The organism is Cupriavidus pinatubonensis (genome assembly GCF_019602855.1).
In the GTDB taxonomy this organism is placed as follows: Bacteria; Pseudomonadota; Gammaproteobacteria; order Burkholderiales; family Burkholderiaceae; genus Cupriavidus; species Cupriavidus pinatubonensis.
Genome location: NZ_CP080766.1, coordinates 1,141,265 through 1,161,671, shown reverse-complemented (window position 1 = coordinate 1,161,671; position 20,407 = coordinate 1,141,265). Strand labels below are relative to the sequence as shown.

14 protein-coding genes and 1 pseudogene are annotated in these 20,407 nt (G+C 62.7%); 8 read left to right on the top strand and 7 right to left on the bottom strand.

The features are described from left to right. Window positions 1-84 precede the first annotated feature (84 nt). Genes K2O51_RS05330 through K2O51_RS05320 form a run of 3 tightly spaced genes read left to right on the top strand, consistent with a single transcriptional unit; the run spans window position 85 to window position 5,539 of the window. Window positions 85-1,173 (top strand): efflux RND transporter periplasmic adaptor subunit, encoded by a 1,089-nt coding sequence (locus K2O51_RS05330; RefSeq protein WP_220630586.1) that lies wholly within the window; start codon window positions 85-87, stop codon window positions 1,171-1,173. Further along, window positions 1,173-4,286: an efflux RND transporter permease subunit gene (locus tag K2O51_RS05325; RefSeq protein ID WP_011301763.1), complete on the top strand. Its 3,114-nt coding sequence runs from the start codon at window positions 1,173-1,175 to the stop codon at window positions 4,284-4,286. The genes K2O51_RS05330 and K2O51_RS05325 overlap by 1 nt, the downstream gene beginning before the upstream one ends. Continuing rightward, window positions 4,283-5,539: a TolC family protein gene (locus tag K2O51_RS05320; protein WP_140951204.1), complete on the top strand. Its 1,257-nt coding sequence runs from the start codon at window positions 4,283-4,285 to the stop codon at window positions 5,537-5,539. The genes K2O51_RS05325 and K2O51_RS05320 overlap by 4 nt, the downstream gene beginning before the upstream one ends. Window positions 5,540-5,665: 126 nt before the next feature. On the opposite strand, the pseudogene K2O51_RS35110 reads toward K2O51_RS05320, so the two are convergent. Continuing rightward, window positions 5,666-5,896 (bottom strand): annotated as a pseudogene (locus K2O51_RS35110) (DUF2889 domain-containing protein); the annotation flags it as partial. 224 nt (window positions 5,897-6,120) lie between these two features. Here K2O51_RS35110 and K2O51_RS05310 point away from each other — a divergent pair. The 3 genes from K2O51_RS05310 to K2O51_RS05300 all read left to right on the top strand — a co-directional run bounded on the left by K2O51_RS05310 (window position 6,121) and on the right by K2O51_RS05300 (window position 10,020). Beyond that, window positions 6,121-7,548 carry an FAD-binding oxidoreductase gene (locus K2O51_RS05310; RefSeq protein ID WP_220630585.1) on the top strand — a complete coding sequence of 476 codons (1,428 nt, stop codon included), beginning with the start codon at window positions 6,121-6,123 and terminating at the stop codon, window positions 7,546-7,548. A 155-nt stretch (window positions 7,549-7,703) separates the two neighbouring features. Next, on the top strand, window positions 7,704-8,432 hold the full coding sequence (locus K2O51_RS05305; RefSeq protein WP_220630662.1) for a haloacid dehalogenase type II: 729 nt from the start codon (window positions 7,704-7,706) through the stop codon (window positions 8,430-8,432). A gap of 133 nt (window positions 8,433-8,565) precedes the next feature. After that, the gene (locus tag K2O51_RS05300; protein ID WP_220630584.1) at window positions 8,566-10,020 is read left to right on the top strand and encodes an NAD-dependent succinate-semialdehyde dehydrogenase; all 1,455 of its coding nucleotides are present in this window, start codon (window positions 8,566-8,568) and stop codon (window positions 10,018-10,020) included. 139 nt (window positions 10,021-10,159) lie between these two features. Here K2O51_RS05300 and K2O51_RS05295 read toward each other — a convergent pair whose 3' ends face one another. The 3 genes from K2O51_RS05295 to gabT all read right to left on the bottom strand — a co-directional run bounded on the left by K2O51_RS05295 (window position 10,160) and on the right by gabT (window position 13,880). Beyond that, the gene (locus K2O51_RS05295; RefSeq protein ID WP_140951206.1) at window positions 10,160-11,740 is read right to left on the bottom strand and encodes a PucR family transcriptional regulator; all 1,581 of its coding nucleotides are present in this window, start codon (window positions 11,738-11,740) and stop codon (window positions 10,160-10,162) included. Between the two features lie 94 nt (window positions 11,741-11,834). After that, on the bottom strand, window positions 11,835-12,578 hold the full coding sequence (locus K2O51_RS05290; RefSeq protein ID WP_140951208.1) for a haloacid dehalogenase type II: 744 nt from the start codon (window positions 12,576-12,578) through the stop codon (window positions 11,835-11,837). Between the two features lie 12 nt (window positions 12,579-12,590). Further along, window positions 12,591-13,880, bottom strand: coding sequence for a 4-aminobutyrate--2-oxoglutarate transaminase (gene gabT / locus K2O51_RS05285; protein WP_220630583.1), 1,290 nt, complete (start codon window positions 13,878-13,880; stop codon window positions 12,591-12,593). Window positions 13,881-14,362: 482 nt separating this feature from the next. On the opposite strand from gabT, the gene K2O51_RS05280 reads away from it, so the two are divergent. Together K2O51_RS05280 and K2O51_RS05275 are read left to right on the top strand one after the other, a co-directional pair. Next, complete coding sequence (locus tag K2O51_RS05280; protein WP_011301772.1) at window positions 14,363-15,658, top strand: MFS transporter; 1,296 nt, start codon at window positions 14,363-14,365, stop codon at window positions 15,656-15,658. Window positions 15,659-15,680: 22 nt separating this feature from the next. After that, window positions 15,681-16,823, top strand: a complete 1,143-nt coding sequence (locus K2O51_RS05275; RefSeq protein WP_011301773.1) for a branched-chain amino acid ABC transporter substrate-binding protein — start codon at window positions 15,681-15,683, stop codon at window positions 16,821-16,823. 67 nt (window positions 16,824-16,890) lie between these two features. Here the strand turns inward: K2O51_RS05275 and K2O51_RS05270 are convergent, their stop codons facing one another. From K2O51_RS05270 to K2O51_RS05260, 3 genes are read right to left on the bottom strand one after another with little or no spacing between them, the layout of a single operon-like run. Beyond that, window positions 16,891-17,901 (bottom strand): CobW family GTP-binding protein, encoded by a 1,011-nt coding sequence (locus K2O51_RS05270; RefSeq protein WP_181184481.1) that lies wholly within the window; start codon window positions 17,899-17,901, stop codon window positions 16,891-16,893. Further along, window positions 17,898-19,487: an amidohydrolase family protein gene (locus K2O51_RS05265; RefSeq protein WP_140951214.1), complete on the bottom strand. Its 1,590-nt coding sequence runs from the start codon at window positions 19,485-19,487 to the stop codon at window positions 17,898-17,900. Before K2O51_RS05265 ends, K2O51_RS05270 begins: the two co-directional genes overlap by 4 nt. Beyond that, entirely contained in the window at window positions 19,480-20,373 is an 894-nt protein-coding gene (locus K2O51_RS05260; protein WP_011301776.1) for a DMT family transporter, read from the bottom strand. The genes K2O51_RS05265 and K2O51_RS05260 overlap by 8 nt, the downstream gene beginning before the upstream one ends. Window positions 20,374-20,407 lie beyond the last annotated feature (34 nt).

The window sequence follows — 20,407 nt, the reverse complement described above, 5'->3', positions numbered from 1 at the left end:
TTCCCGTTGTCCGGCGCCTTGCCGGTGTTCGTTCACGCGGTTCGTTCGTGGATCGCGAATCTCTCCTGCATGTTGGAGTCAGGAATGTCATTCAGACACCTTCGTAGGGTCCGTGCGTGGATCGCATTGACCTGCTTGTCGCTTTCGAACATCGCTGTCGCGCAGACCGCGGCACAAGCGGTGCCGCTTTCAGCGGAGCATGCGCGCGCCCTTGGCGTGCGCACCAGCGCCGTCTCCGCCGCCGAAACCATTGACGTGGGCACGCACGCCAGGGTCGTATTCAAGCCCGGCGCGCAGTATGTCGTGGCGGCGCCGTATGCGGGCATCGTGCCGCGTGTGCTGGTAGCCATCGGGCAGACCGTGCGTCCAGGCCAGCCGCTGGCCGGCTTCCTGAGCCCGCAACTATTCGACGCAAGGCGCGCTCTGGCCGAAGCGAATTCGCAGGGCCGCCTCGCGCAACAGGCCCTGGTGCGTGACCAGTCGCTCTATGACGACGGCATTATCGCTGCCAGCCGCTGGCAGGCAACCCAGGCGCGGGCCGCCGAGGCTGCCGCCATGGCAAAGGCGCGACGGGCGGAGATGGCATCGTCGGGCGTGGTGTTTTCCGCTGCGGGCGACGAGGCCCAGCTCGTGGCCGCCCACGGCGGCATCGTGTCGGAAGTGAACGCCGTGCCCGGCGCGCGCGTGGAAGCCGCGACGCCGTTGTTCCGCGTCGTCGACCCTGATGCGCTGGAACTCGATCTTCTGCTGGGCCGCGATGTGCCAGTGCCGGCGCCAGGTGAGCGGGTGGAGGTGCCGCAACGCGACGCGGCTGGCACGGTGGTTGGCGTTGCGCCCGCCGCCGATGGAACGGCGGGAATTCGCGTGCGCGCTTCGCTGGACCGCCGTGGTGACCTGCGCGTCGGCGAGAGCGTCAATGTCACGCTGAAACTGCGAAGCAAGGACGGGAAGGGTACTGCCGGCCGGGTGCGCATACCGGCGGCAGCGGTGGCCTACTGGCAGGGAGTGCCGGGCGTGTTCATCGCTACGGACAAGGGCTTCCGCTTCCAGCCCGTGACGCTGGAGGGCATGGATGAAGCCAGCGCGGTGGTCCGCGGCAATCTTCCGGCGGGGACGCGTGTAGCGGTTGCGGGCATCGGCGCGCTCAAAGGCCTGCTGGCGGGAGACCGGTAATGCTTGCCCGAGTGATCGAATTTTCCCTGCGCCAGCGCGTTCTTGTCCTGATCGCCGCCTGTGTGCTGGCCGCCGCGGGCGCCTGGGCTTATGCAAACCTGCCGATTGACGCCTTCCCTGATATTTCTCCGACTCAGGTCAAGGTGGTGCTCAAAGTGCCCGGCATGACGCCGGAGGAGGTCGAGCAGCGCGTATCGACGCCGATCGAGCAGGAACTGCTCGGCATCCCGCACAAGACCATCGTGCGCTCGGTATCCAAGTACGGCATCAGCGACGTGACGGTGGATTTTGCGGAAGGGGTGGATGTCTACTGGGCGCGCCAGCAGGTATCGGAGCGGATCGCCGGCCTCGCGCGGGACCTGCCTTCGACCGCCCAGGGCGGCCTGGCGCCCATTACCACGCCGCTGGGCGAGATGTTCATGTTCACCGTGGAGGGTGATGGCTATTCGCTTGCGGAGCGGCGCCGCGTGCTCGATTGGATCATCCGGCCGGCCTTGCGTACCGTGCCGGGCGTCGCCGACGTCAACGCACTTGGCGGCGAGGTCCGAAGCTACGAGGTAATTCCCGATCCGTCCCGCCTGCGAGCGCGCGGCGTGACACTGGACCAGCTGCGCCAGGCGCTGGACACGAACAACCGCAACGACGGTGCCGGTCGCCTCGATCGCGGCGACGAGCACTGGGTGGTGCGTGTGGAAGGGGGCGTACGGGGGCTCGATGACCTGCGTGCCATCGTGGTGTCTGCCCCGCACGACGTTTCCGCGGCGCCGGCCGTGACGGTCGGTGATGTGGCCACGGTGCGGCTTGGCGAGGCGACGCGCAACGGCGCCGTCAGCAAGGACGGGCAGGGCGAGGCGGTGGAGGGGCTCGTGCTGGGGCTGCGTGGCACGGATGCGCGCAAGCTGGTGCGGGCAGTACAGGCGCGGCTGGACGAGTTGGCGCCAAGCCTGCCGAAAGGCATGTCGACCGGCGTCTTCTACAACCGCGGCGAATTGGTGACACGGGCTGCAAACACCGTGATCCGTGCGCTCGCGGAGGCGGGCTTGCTGGTAGTCGTCACGCTGTACCTGTTTCTCGGCGGTATACGCGCCGCGCTGGTCGTGGCGGCCACGCTGCCGCTATCGATGCTCGCCACCTTTCTGCTGATGCGCTACGCCGGGCTCACTGCGAACCTGATGAGCCTTGGCGGCCTGGCAATCGCGCTGGGCATGCTGGTGGATGCCGCCGTGGTCGTCGTCGAGAACATCGAGACTGCCCTGGCACGCGCCGAAGCGCACAAGACCGATGAGACGCTGCGTGGCGCGGCCATTCGGCACGCGGTGTCGACCGTGGCCGTGCCAATGCTGGCCGGCGTATCGATCATCGCCATCGTGTTCCTGCCGCTGTTGTCGTTGGAAGGTCTTGAGGGAAAGCTGTTTGCGCCGGTGGCGCTTACCATCGTGCTGGCGCTGGGGTCCTCGGTGGTGATCGCTTTCACGGTGGTCCCTGCACTGGCATCGTGGCTGCTGCTCTCGCATGCCGATGAACCGCCCTGGCTGATGCGCAAGGTGGCGGCGGGTTTTGCAAGGATGCAGGACTGGAGCATGACGCACCGCCGCACCGTGTTTGGGGCCGCAGGCGTGGCGCTGGCCGGTGCCGCGGTGCTGTACCTGTCTGTGGGAAAGACCTTCATGCCGACGATGGACGAGGGCGATCTGATCGTGCAGCTCCAGAAGGCGCCATCAGTATCCCTCGCGGCATCGCTGGATCTGGACCAGCGTGTACAGCAGGCCCTGCTGAAGGAGGTCCCGGAGATCCGATCCATCGTGGCGCGATCCGGCTCCGACGACCTGGGCCTCGATCCGATGGGCCTGAACGAGACCGACACCTTCCTGGTCCTCAAGCCGAAGGACCAGTGGCGCGGCAGCAAAGAGGATATTGCGATAGCGATCCGGCGCGTGATGGAACGCTTTCCCGGCGTGATCTATGGATTCACCCAACCTATCGAGATGCGTGTCTCCGAGATGCTGACCGGCACGCGCGGCGACGTTGCCATCAAGCTGTTCGGCAGTGATCTTGCGGCCATCGACGCGGCGGCGCAGGTCATCGCGACGACCGTGCGCGGCATCAGGGGGGCGGCCGAGGTGATCGCCCCCAGCAACAGCGGTGTGCAATACCTGAAACTGTCCCTCGACCGTGCCGCCGCGGGCCGGGCCGGCTTCACCGGCGATGCCCTGCAGGCGCAATTGCGCGCGCTGGTGGAAGGGGACCGCATCGGCGTGGTGCCTGAAGGGATCGTCCGCACGCCGCTGATCCTGCGTGGCGGCGCGGCATTGCGCCAGGCGCCCGAGTCCTTTGCCAGCCTGCTGGTCACAGCGCCCGACGGCCGCGCTTGGCCGCTGACGTCGCTGGCGAGCATCGAGCGCGTGGACGGCCCGGTGCGCATCAATCATGAGGATGGCGCCAGGTTCGCGGTGATCCAGGCCAACGTGGAAGGCCGCGACCTGGCCGGCTTCGTGCAGGAAGCGCAGTCGGCTGTCGCCAATCTCAAGGCACTCCCCAAGGGGCTGCGCATCATCTGGGGCGGGCAGTTCGAGAACCAGCGTCGCGCCGCGGCACGCCTGGCACTGGTGGTGCCAATGGCGCTGGCAGCGATCTTTCTCCTGCTGATGCTGACGTTTCGCTCAGTGCGCCAGGCCGTACTGGTGATCGCCAATATTCCGTTCGCACTGGTCGGAGGTATTACCGCATTGCGGCTGTCGGGAGAGTACCTGTCGGTTCCGGCGTCGGTCGGATTCATCGCGCTGCTCGGCATCGCAGTGCTCAATGGGGTCGTGCTGGTGTCGCACTTCAACACGTTGCTGGAATCGGGAATCGACATTGCGCAGGCTGTCCGGACCGGCGTACGTGACCGCCTGCGCCCCGTTCTGATGACCGCCTGCATCACTGCGCTGGGGATGATCCCGCTGTTGCTGGCAAGCGGCCCCGGATCGGAGATCCAGCGCCCACTGGCGATCGTTGTCTCGGGTGGCCTAGTGTCCTCGACGGCACTGACGCTGCTCCTGCTGCCACTATTGTTCGAACGATTCGGCGTGTCGGGACCGCGGCCGTCCATCCCGCAGGGAGAGCCGCGATGAAACGCGACCTGTATGTCAAGCGCCTTGCAGCGGCCGTCGCGATGACGGTCTGGAGTGCTGCTGCGCACGCGGGCAGCGCAGGCGGCTATCTGCCGGACGAAGCGGCGGTGCGGGAAGCGATTGCCGGTTCTCCCGACGTGATGACTGCACAAGCCAGGCGCGATGCCGCGCTTGCGCGCGCCGTCGGCATCCGCGCGGGCACCGCTGAAACGGTGGTACGGGCGATTGGGCAGGGCCGCAGCGTTCGAGAGCCGTCCCAGCGTTTTGCCGAAGGGCAGATAGCAGTGGAAAGACCGCTGCGTCTATGGGGCAAGGCCGATGCCGATGCGCGGTTGGCCGATGCGACTGGCGAAGCCGCGAACCTTGCCGTGATGGACGCGCGGCACGAATCGTCGCGCCAGATCCTTGCCCTGTGGTTTGCCGTGATGCGTGCCGGGCAGGCTCGCCTTGCCGCGCAGGATAACGCCAGGGCGGCCGGCGAACTTGTGGCCATGACGGCGCGCCGCATCCAAATGGGTGACGCCGCGAGGCTCGACGGAGAGCTGGCTGCGTCGGATCACGCACGTACGCAGGCCGCGCTAGCGACGGCCGCGGCCGCGGAGCAGGCCGCACTGGCCGAACTGCGTGGGCGGTTTCCGGGGCTGGGAGAACCCGGCCCGCTGGCAGATACAGCGCTGTCAGTTGCGCCTCATGACCCGCCCGAGGCTTTACGTATGGACTACGTGCGCGGCAGCCATGAGTACCGGCTCGCGATGGCGCAGGAAGCGCAGGCGCTACGGCAGGCTACCCGCGCGGATCTGGAGCGCAAGCCCGATCCGACGGTGGGCATGTTTGTTTCCATTGAGCGTGGCGGCGCCGAGCGCATCCTTGGCGTCAGCGTGGCCATGCCGCTTGGCGGCGAACATCGCCGCGCGGTCGCCACGGCAGCGGCAGCAGACGCCGAGGCCGCGGCGCGCAGCCGAATGGCAGCAGAGCGCAGGCTCGGCACGGAATTCGACGTGCAGTACCGGAATCTGCTTGGCAAACGCTCGACAGCGCAGGCTCAGGCAGAGGCCGCGCGCCTGCAGCGGATCGCGTCGGATCGCGCCACGCGCGCCTATCGCGCAGGCGAATCTGGCCTGGCCGAATTGCTTGCGGTACGCCGAAGCCTTGCGGAGGCGCTGCTGGCTGAACGGCTTGCACGGGTCGATGCGCTGGAAGCCGACAGCCGGCTCAGGCTCGACCTTCACCAGATGTGGGATCTCGACGACTGAGCCAGGAAGCGGACAGGCCTACGTGGTCTGACGCCTGCGCTTCAGCGGTCACATCACCGCACGTTCGGCATGACACGTGCCGAACGTTCTGCATCGTCCACGCCTGCTGTGATCGGTGTTTTCCCCCAGTATTTCGCGCAGGTGTGCACAGGTTTCACCGGATGGCAGCCGCTTGCGGACCTCGCCGCTCCAGCCTGCGCCGATGCAAAGTCCCACAAGGGCCTGCAGTGATTCGCCACCCCCGGGGCATTCCCGATAGGGATACGCAAGTTCGTTCGCCGGTATGGGCCGTTGGCCGCTCGGTGGCGCAACGTCCTGAGGCTTGCGATCCGTCACTCGGCCTTCGACTTCGAACAGGCCATCGCTGCGTCAAAATCCCTGGAAGTCGGGGGGCCCTGCGAAAGGGGCTGACAGGACAATCCGCCGCCCACTCATGCCCGGCAGTGTGAAAATTCCTGCGATTTCTCCTATGACACATAGGTATGCGGACGGCATGACGGCCCATATGCTTCGGACTGTGTCGGACGACTCAATGCAGATCCTTCCGGCGCCACGAGAACCCTCTCACCGTCGGAGCCCGCATGTCGAACCACCACGTGAACCATCTCATCTCCATCGTCGGCCCGGCCAATGTATTGGTCGGCGAGGACGTCCAGTCCTTCGCCACCGACTATCGAGGTGTTTTCCGTGGTCAGGCTCTGGCGGTCGTCAGGCCGGCGTCGACCGCGGAGGTAAGCGCTGTCGTGGCGTACTGCAACCGGAATGACATTCCAGTGGTGCCGCAGGGCGGCAACACCTCGCTCCTGGGGGGCAGCGTGCCGGATGCCAGCGGGACGGCGGTACTGCTGTCGCTGACCCGGCTCAATCAGGTGCGCTCCGTCGATTCACTGAACGCGACGATGGTGGTCGAGGCCGGCGTCACGCTCCACGCGGCTCGCGCCGCCGCCGAGAAGGCTGGGGCGCTGTTTCCGCTTCGCATTGGCTCGGAAGGCAGTTGTCAGATCGGCGGCAATCTTTCTACCAATGCCGGCGGTACGGCAGTGCTTCGGTACGGCAACATGCGCGACCTCGTCCTGGGCCTGGAGGTTGTGCTGCCGAATGGCGAGATCTGGAACGGCCTGAGAGCGCTGAGGAAGGACAACGCTGGCTATGACTTGAAGCACCTCTTCATCGGCGCCGAGGGCACACTCGGAATCATCACCGCAGCCGTTCTGAAGATGTACCCGATTCCTCGCGCCAAATGCGTCGCGATGCTCGGTTCAGGGAGCGCCGACCACGCGCTTGAAGCATTCGGTCTGTTGCGTCAGCGTCTTGGCACGGACGTCACGGCATTCGAACTGATCTCGTCGGACGCAATGACGTTGGTCCTCGGGTATCTGGGCCGTCAGACATCGCCGCTTCCGACCACTCATCCCTGGTATGTCCTCGTGGAGATGTCGTCGACCTCGTCCCAGGAGATGGGTGAAGCCGCTTTCTATTCAGCGTTGGGCGAGTTGGCCGACAAGGGCATGATCGACGATGCCGTCATCGCGTCCAACGAAAAGCAGGCTACCGATTTCTGGCTTGTCCGCGAGGAGATATCGGATGCGCAGACCCGTACACGCGGCAGCGTGCGATGCGATATTTCGGTGCCGCTGTCCAGTATTCCAAGATTCATCCGCGAGACCTCGGCCAAGGTGATGGCCGTCGCGCCTGCGACCCGCATGGTGATCTATGGGCACGTTGGTGACGGCAATGTCCACTTCAATCCTCTACGGCCCGCCGACATGGCCCCCGAGGATTACCTCACCCGACACGGCGAAGCGATCACGAAGCTTGTCGATGACGCCGCGATGGCGCTGAACGGATCCATCTCCGCGGAGCATGGCATCGGGGCCGCCAAGTGCGACGCACTGCTACACGTACGAAGCCAGGTGGAATTGAAGCTTGCATGGCGCGTCAAACGTGCGCTTGACCCTGCCAACCTGATGAATCCCGCGAAAGTACTTCCTCTTATGCCCGCCGACTGAGCGGCCACGCTGCAATGGAGACCCCTTGCACTGACGACATTCCTGGTATCGCACCGGCCCTGGAGCACACCAGTGCGGACGCGGATACCCTGATGCAGATTCTGCGATAGTCCTTCGACAACGCCGTCGCAGAGACCTATTGAAAAGGAGCAATGATGAAACTGACGGACTTCAAGGTACTGACCTTCGACTGCTATGGCACCCTCATCGACTGGGAGACGGGCATTTACAACGCCCTGGCACCGCTGCTCGAAAAGGCTGGCTATGCCGGCAAGAGCCGCGACGAGATCCTGGAGAACTACGCCAGGCATGAGGCCGACCAGGAACTGATGACGCCGGGCCTGGCCTACTCGGCGCTGCTGGCGATCGTCTATCGTCGCCTGGCGAATGAATGGAACGTCGGCGTGACCAACGAGGAATGCAATATCTTTGGTGCGTCCGTTCCCGACTGGCCCGAGTTCCCGGACTCGGTCGAAGCGCTGCGTTATCTGAAGCAACACTACAAACTCGTCATCCTGTCCAACGTCGACCGGCTGTCGTTCCGCAGCAGCAATGCGCGACTCGGCGTCGAGTTCGACGCCATCTACACGGCGCAGGACATTGGCTCGTACAAGCCGAGCCCGAAGAACTTCGACTACATGCTGGGTCGTCTGAGCCGAGACTTCGGACTGGAAAAGAAGGACATCCTGCATACGGCGCAAAGCCTGTTCCATGACCACGCGCCGGCAAACGACTTCGGCCTGGCATCCGCATGGATCGATCGCCGCCATGCCGACAGGGGTTGGGGTGCGACGATGCCTCCTCCGGGCACCCCGAAGTTCGATTTCCGCTTCGAGAGCATGGCCGCGCTGGCAGAAGCTCACAAGGCCGCGCTGAAAGCCTGACGGTCTTCTGTCGAAGTACCGGAAGCTGGCTGACCACCAGCTTTCGCTCATCCCCCGTTACTACTGCCGACGCGGCATGGGCCAGCGCGTGCCCGCACATGTCCGCCACGGCTTGTACACGCAGGTAATGTCTATGTTCTCACTGAAAGATCCTGGTCTGCTGCGGCAGCAGGCATATGTCGATGGCCAATGGCGGGCCGCGGAGTCGGGGAAGACGCTGGATGTGATCAATCCAGCGAACAACGAACCGCTCGGCACCATTCCCGCCTGCGACGCCGCGGATACGCGCGCCGCGATCGAGGCGGCAAATCGCGCACTGCCGGCATGGAGTGCGCTGACCACGCATCAGCGCGCAGCGGTCCTGCGCAAGTGGCGCGAACTCATGGTGGCTCATGCCGACGACCTGGCGCTGATCATGACGCTGGAACAAGGCAAGCCACTCGCCGAGGCGCGTGGCGAAATCCTGTATGGGGCGTCGTTCGTGGAGTGGTTTGCCGAAGAGGGCATTCGTGCCTATGGCGAAACGATCCCCGCTACACACGCGAGCCGTCGGATCATCGCGAGAAAGGTTCCGGTCGGGGTGTGTGCAGCGATCACGCCCTGGAACTTCCCCAACGCCATGATTACCCGCAAGCTCGCGCCGGCGCTGGCTGCCGGTTGCACCGTTGTCGTGAAGCCGTCCGAACTGACGCCGTACTCCGCGCTTGCTCTGGCGGAGCTTGGGGAGCGCGCAGGCATTCCGGCCGGCGTGCTGAACATCGTCACCGGGATGCCGCAAGGCATTGGCGGCGAACTGACCGCCAATCCGATCGTCAGGAAGCTGACATTCACCGGCTCCACGCAAGTCGGCAAGTTGCTGCTGCGCCAATGCGCAGACACGGTCAAACGTGTGAGCATGGAGCTTGGCGGCAACGCTCCTGTCATCGTCTTTGACGACGCCGACCTCGAGCAGGCAGTCGCGGGCGTGATGGCGAGCAAGTTCCGCAACAGTGGTCAGACCTGTGTGTGCGCCAATCGTATCTATGTACAGGCAGGCATCTACGATCGCTTCTCGGCGCGTCTGAGCGAGGAAGTCCGCAAGCTGAAGGTGGGAGCCGGCACGGAAGATGGCGTCTCTATCGGTCCGCTGATCAACGATGCTGCGCTCAGGAAGGTGGTTCGCCACGTGGAAGATGCGGTGGCGCATGGCGCGAAGGTCATCGTTGGCGGCGCGTCATTGTCGCGAGGCCAGCAGTACTTCGAGCCGACAGTCGTAACTGGCGCGACAGATGGCATGTTGATTGCCAGCGAAGAGACGTTCGGCCCGGTTGCTGCCCTCTTCCCGTTCGAGTCCGAGACGGAGATCATTCGACGCGCCAATGACACGCCGTACGGTCTGGCCGCCTATCTGTTCTCGACGGACGTCAATCGTGTGTTCCGCGTAAGTGAAGCGCTGGAATATGGCATGGTCGGCGCCAATACGGGCGTCATTTCCTCCGCCGTCGCACCGTTCGGCGGCGTAAAGGAGTCGGGGCTGGGTCGCGAAGGATCGCATCACGGAATCGACGAGTTCCTCGAAGTACAGACGCTGCATCTGGAAATCGTCTGAATGCCGATTGACAAGGGCCCACAAGGCCCTTGCTCACGGAAGCAGAGAGCCTGCACTTCGCAGGCTCTCTTCTTTTGTCTTTCCTTCTCCCTTGGAAGGTGTCATCGGTCTATGAATTCCTGTCAGGGTGATGGAATGTCTAGCCTTCGCTTGTGAGCTTGTGGAGCGCAACAGCTACCTGCAACTCGAAGCGGTTGGCCTGGTCTTCCAGGGCTGAGCCCAGAAGGGATTCGATGCGCTCCAGTCGGTAACGGAGCGTACTGATATGCACGCCTAACCGCCTGGCCGTATTCGCAAGCTGAAAGCCCTCGGCGCAAAGCGCTTCCAGGGTTTCGAGAAGCGCCTCGCCTTTCTTGTCATTCAGCAGCGGGCCAATCTTGCTTTGAATGAACAGTGCCCTGGCATCGGCGTCTCCCATCAGGGCCCTGGGAAACATGACTTCCTGAAAATGATGGACTTTGCCTGGTCGAAGCAATGGAACCAGCGACTGGACATCCTGTCCGCCCTGTGCCATGCCCGTGATTCCACGATGCACGCGGCTGACCGCAAGCGCGGCGCCTCTGCTGCCGAGCGACTTCCACAATGGCCCAGGCTCGACGTCTGCCGCCATCAGGAACGTGATCTGATTGAGTGACACAAGAATAAGCGGTGGTTGCCCGGAGTTCTCCAGGTACCTGCGCAGCCTTTCCACCCAGCGCTCACGGCGAAGAAAGCCTTCTTTGGAAAGCGGCAGCGGCTCGTCCAATAGCACGAGGCATACCCGATAATTGCCGGAAGGATCCCAGCCGCTCAGCCGTGCCCGCTCCAAGGCGGTAGGGGTCTCTTCGAACTTCCCTTCGAGCAACGAACCAACCAGCGCATAGCCCAACCGTTCTTCTTGCAGATGGAGCGCCCGCATATGGACGAGATGCAGCGCTGCGATGATTGAGGCATGTTCGGTAGCGCGGATGTCAAGCTCGCCCAACGGCATGTCTCCGCCGTCAACGAAGATAAATGCCGCGATCGCACCCCGGATACGAACCGGGCAGCCTAATCGCTTCGGTACGCCCACTTCCGGTATGGCATCCAGCAGAAGGGGACTCATGCTGTCCTGGATCTGGCGAAGAATGATCCGGTTGTTCAGGAACCTGAAATACGCGCGCTCGCGCTCGCCCAGCTCCTGCTCTGGCCGAGTTTTGTCGCTAGACCCAAGTAGCAGGCCATCTGTGTCAACGAAATTCACCGCGCGGTTCAGAAGCTTGCCAAGTGCAAGAGCCAGGTCCCCGAGCGTATTCGCCACCACCGCGGCGTGCGTCAGTGAACGGTGGATTTCGTCAGAGCGTTCAATGATTTCGCCTTGATGGCGGATGATGCTCGAATGAATTTCTTCGGTGATCGAGCTAAACGGTATGTCCCAGTCGATTTCGAGCAGGGGCAGACCGACGTCATTTGCCGCGAGCGTGGACGATGAGGGAAAGTGCTCCAGGAAATTCGGGACTGCGAGCACGACGCCGGCAAGTCCGCGGTCGTGCAGATCCCTGATGAGCTGGTTGGCCTTTTGTTTGTCCTGAGGCCAGTTGTAGCCTGTGGACAGGAGCAGTTGGCCGCGCTGTACCCATGCAGCGATATCCGGATGATCGACCATATGGACCCACCGGATCTCGTTTGTCAGTCCTGCGTGCCCGGCCACAACCCGAGCTCCCCGCAGGACTGTCGACTCAAGGGCTGTCGTGATGTCCATAACCCTCCATGTAGCGCGCCCGATCCTTGCCAGCATAGCGCGAGTGCAGCAAAAGGCAACTCGCTGCGGTTTGGCGGAGGGGCTTGTGCCGTGCCTACCGTTCCAGCATCGCGTCAGCGAAGGCTCGCATGTCGTCGAATTCGGCGTCAGGTACGGCTTCGGCCTTCGGAACGGCGCCAAAACCCGGCTTGCCGCGTCGTCGGTTGATCCATACAGTCTGCAGTCCCAGCGCCTGGGCCGGGACATGGTCGTGATACAGACTTTGCGCGACATGCAGGATCTGCGATCGCGGTGCGTCGATCCGGCCAAGCGCCACATGGAAGTTGTTCAACGACGGCTTGTAGCTGCGTGCCTGCTGAGCCGTGACAACATAGTCGAACTGGATCTTCAGGTGCTTGTTGGAAAGCGAGAAGAATTCGTCGTCACCATTCGTGATGACGGCCAGCCGAAAGCGCTTCTGAAGCGCGACGAGTGAGGCCCGAGAATCGGCAAAGGCCGGCCAGTCACCGACCGAATGCGAAAAGCTGTCGAGTTCGTATTCGGAGGGAGTGAATCCCAGATCTGCCGCAATGCGCAGCAGCGACTCCTCAAGAATTTCCCGATATGTCAGGTAGGGGCCTGCTTCCAGCGCGGACTCATGCGTCGCGTACCGCTCCAGCATCTCGTCTTCACTCGTCGACAATCCGTGGCCTCTCAGGATTGGTCCCAATGCATCGCAGATGCCCCGCTCCCAGTCGATCAGCGTGCCATAGACGTCTAACGTCAGCACCGTCTTGCCGGAAAACTTGCCGCCAATATCTACCGATTGTCGGTGACTGACTAACGTGTCTCGGGGCATTTTGGCTCTCGGTTATCCGCGGACCTTGGCGATGGCTCGGCCAAGGATGGCAATGGCCTCGTGTGCGTCGTCGAGCTCGGTATTCACCGGAGCAAGCAGACGAACGTTGTTGCGATGCACGCCGCACTTGATCACCAGAAGACCTTCATCGCGGCAGATATCGACCACGCGTTGAGCGAAATCCGCATCCGGCTGGTGCGGGTCGCCGTGCTTGACGAACTCCAGCGCCAGCATCGGGCCCACGCCGCGAATGGTACCAATCTCCTGGTACTTGTCGGCCAGCGCCAGGAGGCCGCCGCGCAAGGTCGTGCCCAGTTCGCGTGCGCGCTCCGTCAGCTTTTCGTCCTCGAACAGGTCGAGGACCGCCAGTGCAGCCGCACAGGCCAGCGGGTTGCCTGCGTACGTGCCGCCGAGGCCGCCAGGAAGCGGCGCATCCATGATTTCGGCACGGCCCACGACGCCGGACAGCGGCAGGCCACCAGCGAGGCTCTTCGCCACGGTGACGAGATCGGGCTGTATGCCCGCCTCCTGGAACGCAAAAAGTTCTCCAGTGCGACCGAAGCCCGTCTGGATCTCATCGGCAATCAGGACGATGCCGTGCTTCGTGGTCAGCGCGCGCAGCTTCTTCAGGAAATCCGAACCGGCTGCCAGGAAGCCGCCATCGCCCTGAACAAGTTCGAGAATGATCGCCGCCAAGCGGTCCGGCGCGATCTGTGTCGCAAACAGGTCATCGAGCGCTCGCAGCGCATCGTCGCCGCTGAAGCCGCGATAAGGGTCGGGGTACGGCGTGTGATAGACATCGCCAGCGAACGGTCCGAAGTTCTGCTTGTACGGCGTGCTCATGCCGGTCAGGGTCATGCCCAGCAGCGTACGGCCGTGAAAGCCGCCGCGGAAAGCAATGATGCCCGGCGCATTGCGATACGCGCGGGCAATCTTGACGGCGTTCTCCACCGCTTCGGCGCCGGTGGTCAGGAAGACCGTCTTGTAGGCCTCTGAACCGCCCACCAGGCGATTCAGCCGAGCAGCGAGCTCGATATAGACGTCATAGCCGGCAACCTGGAACGCCGCGTGGCTCACACGCTCGAGCTGCTGCTTGACAGCCGCTACGACTCGCGGGTGGTTGTGGCCGACATTCAGCACGCCGATGCCGCCAACGAAATCGAGATAGCTGCGGCCATTGACATCCCAGACGCGGGAGCCCTGAGCGTGGTCCACGAAGATCGGATGCGCGGTTACTACGCCGCGGGCCACGTGCTGCGCGCGCGCCGCAGCCAGATCCTGATGTGTGCTTTCCAATGCCATGTCCTGTCCTGTCGTCGTCAACTGTGAAGTGCGTGGCCGGCATGCGGCCCGGTTTCCCTTGCTTTCAAGGGGTTGACACCATCTTAGGATTGGCAACTTGGCGGGACTACCTACGTTCCATACGGGAAGTGGCACGTGTTCTCGTACCATACGTACATCAGCGTACTTCAGTGTCTGACGAAGCGATGAGGTTCAAGGCGAGTCTGCTGTCGCTGCATTTCGACGATGCGTGAGCCCAGGCGCTTCGCCTCAATCACGGCGTTGCATCACCTTCTCGCCGCTTTTTCTCAGCATTTACCCGTACCGATCACGCGATGTCCTACTGAGCGTCGGGAAGGCATGCGACGCCTTCCTGCGAAACATAGATAGGAATGCGTCGGGTCCTGGGATTGAATGGCCAGTAGCTCGAGTTGAGCAAGAACGAGTGTGCCGACACAAGCATCGGATTACACACTTACCCGGCCAAGACAAAGGAGTGCGAGATGGAGATCGCAGCAACAATGGAGGCTTCGCAGGATGAAGCCAAGCGGCGGCGGCGAGCAATTACTGCCACCATTCTGGGAAACGGATTCGAATGGTTTGACTTCATGGTGTATGGCTTCTTTGCCATCACTATCGGGCAACTGTTCTTTCCGACTGGCAACGAACTGACCTCGTTGCTGCTGTCTGTGGCTACCTTCGGCGTGGGTTTTGTGGTGCGCCCGGTCGGCGGCATCCTGATCGGGATGTACTCGGATCGGGTCGGACGCAAGGCCGCCTTGTCTTTGACCATTCTGCTGATGGCTGGCGGAACGGCATTGATCGGCATCGCGCCCACTTATGAACAGATCGGCATTGGGGCGCCGATCCTGATCATCATCGCGCGACTGATGCAGGGGTTTTCGGCCGGTGGCGAAATGGGAAGTGCGACCGCATTCCTGACAGAGCATGCGCCTGCAAACCAGAAGGGCTACTACGCGAGCTGGATCCAGAGCAGCATCGGCTTTGCCGTCGTGCTTGGCGCTGCAGCCGGCACCGTGCTTACCCTGTGGCTCGCGCCGGAAGAGGTCAAGGCATGGGGATGGCGCATTCCATTCCTGCTCGGCATCCTCATCGGGCCCATTGGCTTCTACATCCGAAGCAATGTCGACGAGACGCCCGCGTTCCTGGCTACGACGGACAAAGTAAAGAAGCCGTTCAGCGAGGTGCTCTCGAACTTTCCGCGCGAGACCTTCACGACGTTCTCCATGGTCATCCTGTGGACGGTTTGCATCTATGTGCTGCTGTTCTACATGCCGACGTACGCCGTCAAGACGCTGAAGATGCCGCAATCGATGTCGTTCATCGCCGGTGTGGTGGGGGGCCTCATCATCACGGTGCTGTCGCCGTTTGTGGGCGCACTGTCTGACCGGATGGGTCGCAAGAAGATTCTGGCGCTGAGTTCCGGCGGCATCCTGCTGCTTGCGTACCCAATGTTTGCGCTCGTGGTATCCGCTCCTACGCAAACCAGCCTGATCATCTTCCAGTCGGTTTTCGGCATTCTCATTGCCGGCTACACCGGTCCCATCCTGGCCGCGTTCTCCGAGATCTTCCCGACGCGGGTGCTGTCGACGGGGCTCTCGGTTGCCTACAACGTCGCGGTCATGACTTTTGGCGGGTTCGCCTCGTTGATCCTGACATGGCTGATCGCCACCACAGGTAGTGCCATGGCGCCCGCCTTGTATGTCGTTGCCGCGGCCGCAGTGAGCTTCACGGGTGTGACGCTCGGCTTCCGCGATCGCAGCAAACCAGGCCTGTAACAACAACATCGTGAGGATACCTATGAAGAGACACCTGCTTGGCATGGCCGCGTTGGCGGCACTTGGCCTGGCTTTCGCCGATTCGGCCATCGCGCAGGTCCAGGAGGTCAGGCTCGGCTTTGCGGCGCCGATGACCGGCAACCAGGCCCAGTATGGAAAGGATATGCAGAATGGCGTCACCCTGGCACTCGAGGACTTCAATGCCACCCGACCGCGCATCAACGGGCAGGAGGTCAGGTTCGTACTGGTCTCGGAAGATGATCAGGCGGATCCGAAGGCGGGGTCGGTGGTCGCCCAGAAGTTGGTAGACGGCGGTATCAAGGGAATGCTCGGACACTTCAATTCGGGGACGAGCATTCCGGCATCCGGCGTGTATAGCCGCGCCGGCATCCCGCAGATCGCCATGGCGACTGCCCCGGAGTACACCCGGCAGGGGTTCAAGACGACCTTCCGGATGATGACGTCCGACACGCAGCAGGGAAGCGAGGTCGGTGCGTATGTGGTCAATAAGCTCGGGGCAAAGCGCATCGCGATTGTCGATGACCGAACGGCCTATGGCCAGGGCCTGGCTGACGAGTTCGAGAAGGCTGCGAAAGCCGCCGGCGGGACCATCGTTCGACGCGAGTTTACCAACGACAAGGCCGTGGACTTCAAGGCCGTGCTGACCAATCTGAAACACCAGTCTCCCGATGTGGTGTTCTATGGCGGCGCTGAAGCGCAATCTGCGCCGCTGGCCAGGCAGATGCGGGAACTAGGCATGAAATCCGTCCTCGTGTCGGGCGAGATGTCGAAGACGGAGAACTTCATCAAGCTCGCCGGGAACGCCGCAGATGGCACCTTGTGCTCGCTGGCGGGTCTGCCGCTCGATCAGATGCCCGGCGGTGCGGGATACAAGCAGCGCTACGAGAAGCGCTTCTCGGGCCCGGTGCAGACCTACTCGCCCTATGCATACGATGGTGCCATGGCGATGATGAAGGCAATGGTGCAGGCGAACTCGTCTGACCCGCAGAAGTATCTGGCTTCGCTCGCTGCAAGCGCCACGCCAGGCGTGACAGCCAGGCAGATCGCCTATGATGCGCGCGGCGATCTGAAGGAAGGCGGGATTACGATCTACAAGGTCGTATCCGGAAAGTGGCAGCCTGTCGAAAGCCTTGCCGGGAAATGACGACACGCAGATGACAAAAGCCGGACATAGTCCGGCTTTCTTTCCTTATGGACGGTGGAGTTGGCAATCAGTCGTGTCCGGGCCGAGCCAGCCTGATGGCTTTGCTGCCGGCGGTGCGCGCGGACACGGTCATGCCAGGAATCTGGGGAGCGAGCTCGACGATTTCGCTCACCGAAGCATCCCCGCAGATCACGACAAGGCTGGAGCCTTCCACAGCAAGCTGGTTCAGCTTCCGGGGTGTGTCGAAATGCTGCCCGACGCCCTGGATGAGCAATACATCGCCACTGTCCAACCTGACTAAGCCTTTGGTTCGCAGCAGGCGGCTGTCGAAGTAGAAGGCCAGGTTCTCCAGCCACGCGGCGACGTGGTCCCAGGGCAGGTCGCAATCCCATTGCAATGAGAACACGTTGATGCGCGGATGCCGCGATTCATACTGCCAGCCCGGCGCATGGCCCGGGTCGCTGGTCGGCGGCGCCGCGGGCGCATCAAACGCTGCGCGGGCCCGGACCTCCGGCGCGGTTTCCACAACGATCCTGCCCATCGGCCCCAGGGACTTTGCTTCGGTTGCCACGTCGACGATTTGCTGGGTACTGACAAGGTCAGTGCGCGTCAGCACGATCGTATGCGCTGCGCTTACCTGCTGCGCGAGCAAGGAAAAGTCCTCGGGTGCGACATGCCGGTCGCATGCGTAGGTGGTCACTACCCGGACACGCATGCCAAGGCTCGCAAGTGCGCTGAGACTGCGCATCACCCCGCCGGGATCGGACAGGCCGCTGCACTCGAGGATGATCCGTGTGTAGGGTGGCAGCCCAGACAGGCGTCGCTCGCGAACCAATGCATCGATCGTGTAAGGCAAATCGTTGGTCAGGCTGCAGCAGACGCAGCCGTTGCTCAGGGTTGCCATGGGAATCCCATCCTGCAGCGCGAGGACGGCGCCGTCGATATTCACTTCGCCGACATCGTTGACGATGACGGCGACACGGCTTACGTCGGAGCAGGCGAGGTACGTGGATAGAAGCGTGGTCTTGCCACTACCGAGGAACCCTGACAACACCGTGAATTCGCACTGTTCAATCATTGCCGCTTTGCCTCGGACATCTTGTAGGCCTCGACCATATCCTCGACATCCCTCAAGAGGTCGGCGCAGTCGAAGACCACGCCATCCTTGATGGTGTAGCGCAGGCACCGCTCCCATCTGCCTTGTTGCTTGACCTCGTCGAGCCGGAGCGCCCCTGTTCCATAGAGGAGTTTGAAGTCGTCCAGAGGATTGCTGTCATGAACCAGGATGTCCGCCCGCTTCCCGACTTCGATGGAGCCGGTCAGGTCTTCGATGCCGAGAAGCTCCGCGCCATGGGCGGTCGCGGCACGCAAAACTTCGAGCGGGTTGAACCCCGCTTCCTGGAGCAGTTCCAGTTCCCGCACATAGCCGAAGCCATAGACCTGGTACATGAATCCGGAATCGCTACCTGCGCATACCCGGCCGCCGCGATTCTTGAAGTCCCACAGGAAGTGCATCCACAGGCGGAATGTCTCGCGCCATTCCACCTCATTCTGCGTGGTCCAGCGATACCAGTAGGAGCCATGACCGCCGCGATGTGGCTCGAAGTAGCGCATGAGATTGGGGGCGGTGAAGCGTTCATGCCAATCCGCGCGCCGCGTCCTCATCAGGTCCCGGTTTGCGTCGTAGACGTTCATCGTCGGCACGAATGTATGGCCAGCCTCGATGAAGCCGTCAAGCACTTCGTTCCACTTCGCACTGCCGGGACTGGCGGCCTGCAGGAAAGTCGTTCCCGCAGTGGAGAAGCGAAGGTACTCGTCGTTGTAGTGATAGCCAGACGGGAATGTCTGCACCGTCTTGTCGTCGAAGAGCGCTTCGGGTAGTCCGTAAGAGTGTTCGGAACTGGTCAGTCCCCACTTGGCAGTGGTGAGCGCATTCATGCGGCTGACGGCCAGGGTAGCGTGGTGGCAACAGGTTCGGAGTCCAACGTTCCGGGCTTCTTCCAGGGCGGCCTCCATGATGGCCGGTGGGGCGCCGAAAAACTTGACGCCATCGGCTCCCTTGCCTGCGAGCTGGCGCATCCATTCCCGGGCCGCCGCAGGCGTATGGATCGTTTTCAGATAATCGTTGATGGCCGGGAAATAGGCATAGGCGTAGAGGTTTGGTGCGGCAATTTCATGCGAAGCAGACGCCTTCTTTTGTTGCAGCGTCCAGCCCAGTCCGTTGAAGCATCCCGTCTCGCGGACGGTCGTGACGCCGTGCGCAAGCCAAAGCTTGTAGACGTAATCAGCGGCGGGCATCTCGCCCATGGAGGCGTGAAACGGCGCACCGATGTGCGCATGGCTGTCGACAAATCCGGGGGTTACGAATCTACTTTCGCAGTCGATCTCGAATTCGGCTTCAGCAGGTCGGCGGTCTGGCTTGATGGGCAAACCTGGCGCACCCACACTGACGATATCGATGATGGTGCCACCTTCGACGACGATATCGACCAGCCCCCACGGTGGGGCCCCGGTGCCATCAATCAGCGTGGCGCCACGCAATACCATGCGTTTGTGGGGGCCAACACCACGATCACGGCCTGGCGCGGCGGTGACGCCGGGAAGTCTGTACTTTGCGAAGCCGGCCACAATCTCCTCGCCGATCTCGATCTTTGGCTTATCCATCTTGAATTCCTGTTTCTGCTGTGTAGGGAGGCTTCGCGCGCGAGGGGCGACCGCCAACGGCAACTGCCAGCGTCACCAGAGCCGCACCCAGTGCAGTCGCAATCTCGAGACCGCGACCAAGGAAGAGGCTGACGAATGTGGTCGATGCGATCGGCACCGCATACGCGATCAGTGCGATCTGGTGCGGATTGCCCTTCTTCATGGCGTGATCCCACAGATAGAAGGCTCCGCCCAGGGGACCTATGGCCAGATATCCCAGCATTAGCCATTGCCCAGGCGTAGGTGCGCCAAATCTTCCGCCTAGCTGCCAAGCGTCGAGATCGGGGAGGGCACCCAGGGCCAGGTACGCAACAAGTGAGCCGATCCCGGCCAGCAGGCAGTACAGGGATACGGCCGCGGTCGGTATCTCAGGGAATCTGCCGGACCAGACCGAGTAGTACGCCCAGATCGCGGCCGACATTAGCGCGACACTCAAGCCTCCAATCTGCGAACCCTGTATGGAAACGGCAGGTGCGAGACAAACACAGGCGGCCGCGAAGCCGAGGACGCCTGCAACGATGTGGCGAACCTCCATCCTCACGCCCTTGAGCATGATTGGCGAGAACAGAATGATGAGGAGCGGCCAGAGATAGTGAAGCAGGTTCGCAGCGACGGGATCGGCAGTGCGAAGACTGACGAAATAGAGTGCGTGGTAGCCGAACATGGCCAGCGCTCCCACTGCAACGGCCCGAGGGCGCAGCGAACGCCATGGCACCCATGGCAAGCCGATGAGGCCTCCGCCGGCCAACCCGATTCCAGTGGTAAGCAGCAGCGACATTTCCGAAAGGCTCACCACGGACACGGCCAAGGTGCTCCAGATCAGAAGCGCGCAGATGGCCATCGGCATGGCGATACGCGTCTGGCGCGTCAACGAGCGTGCG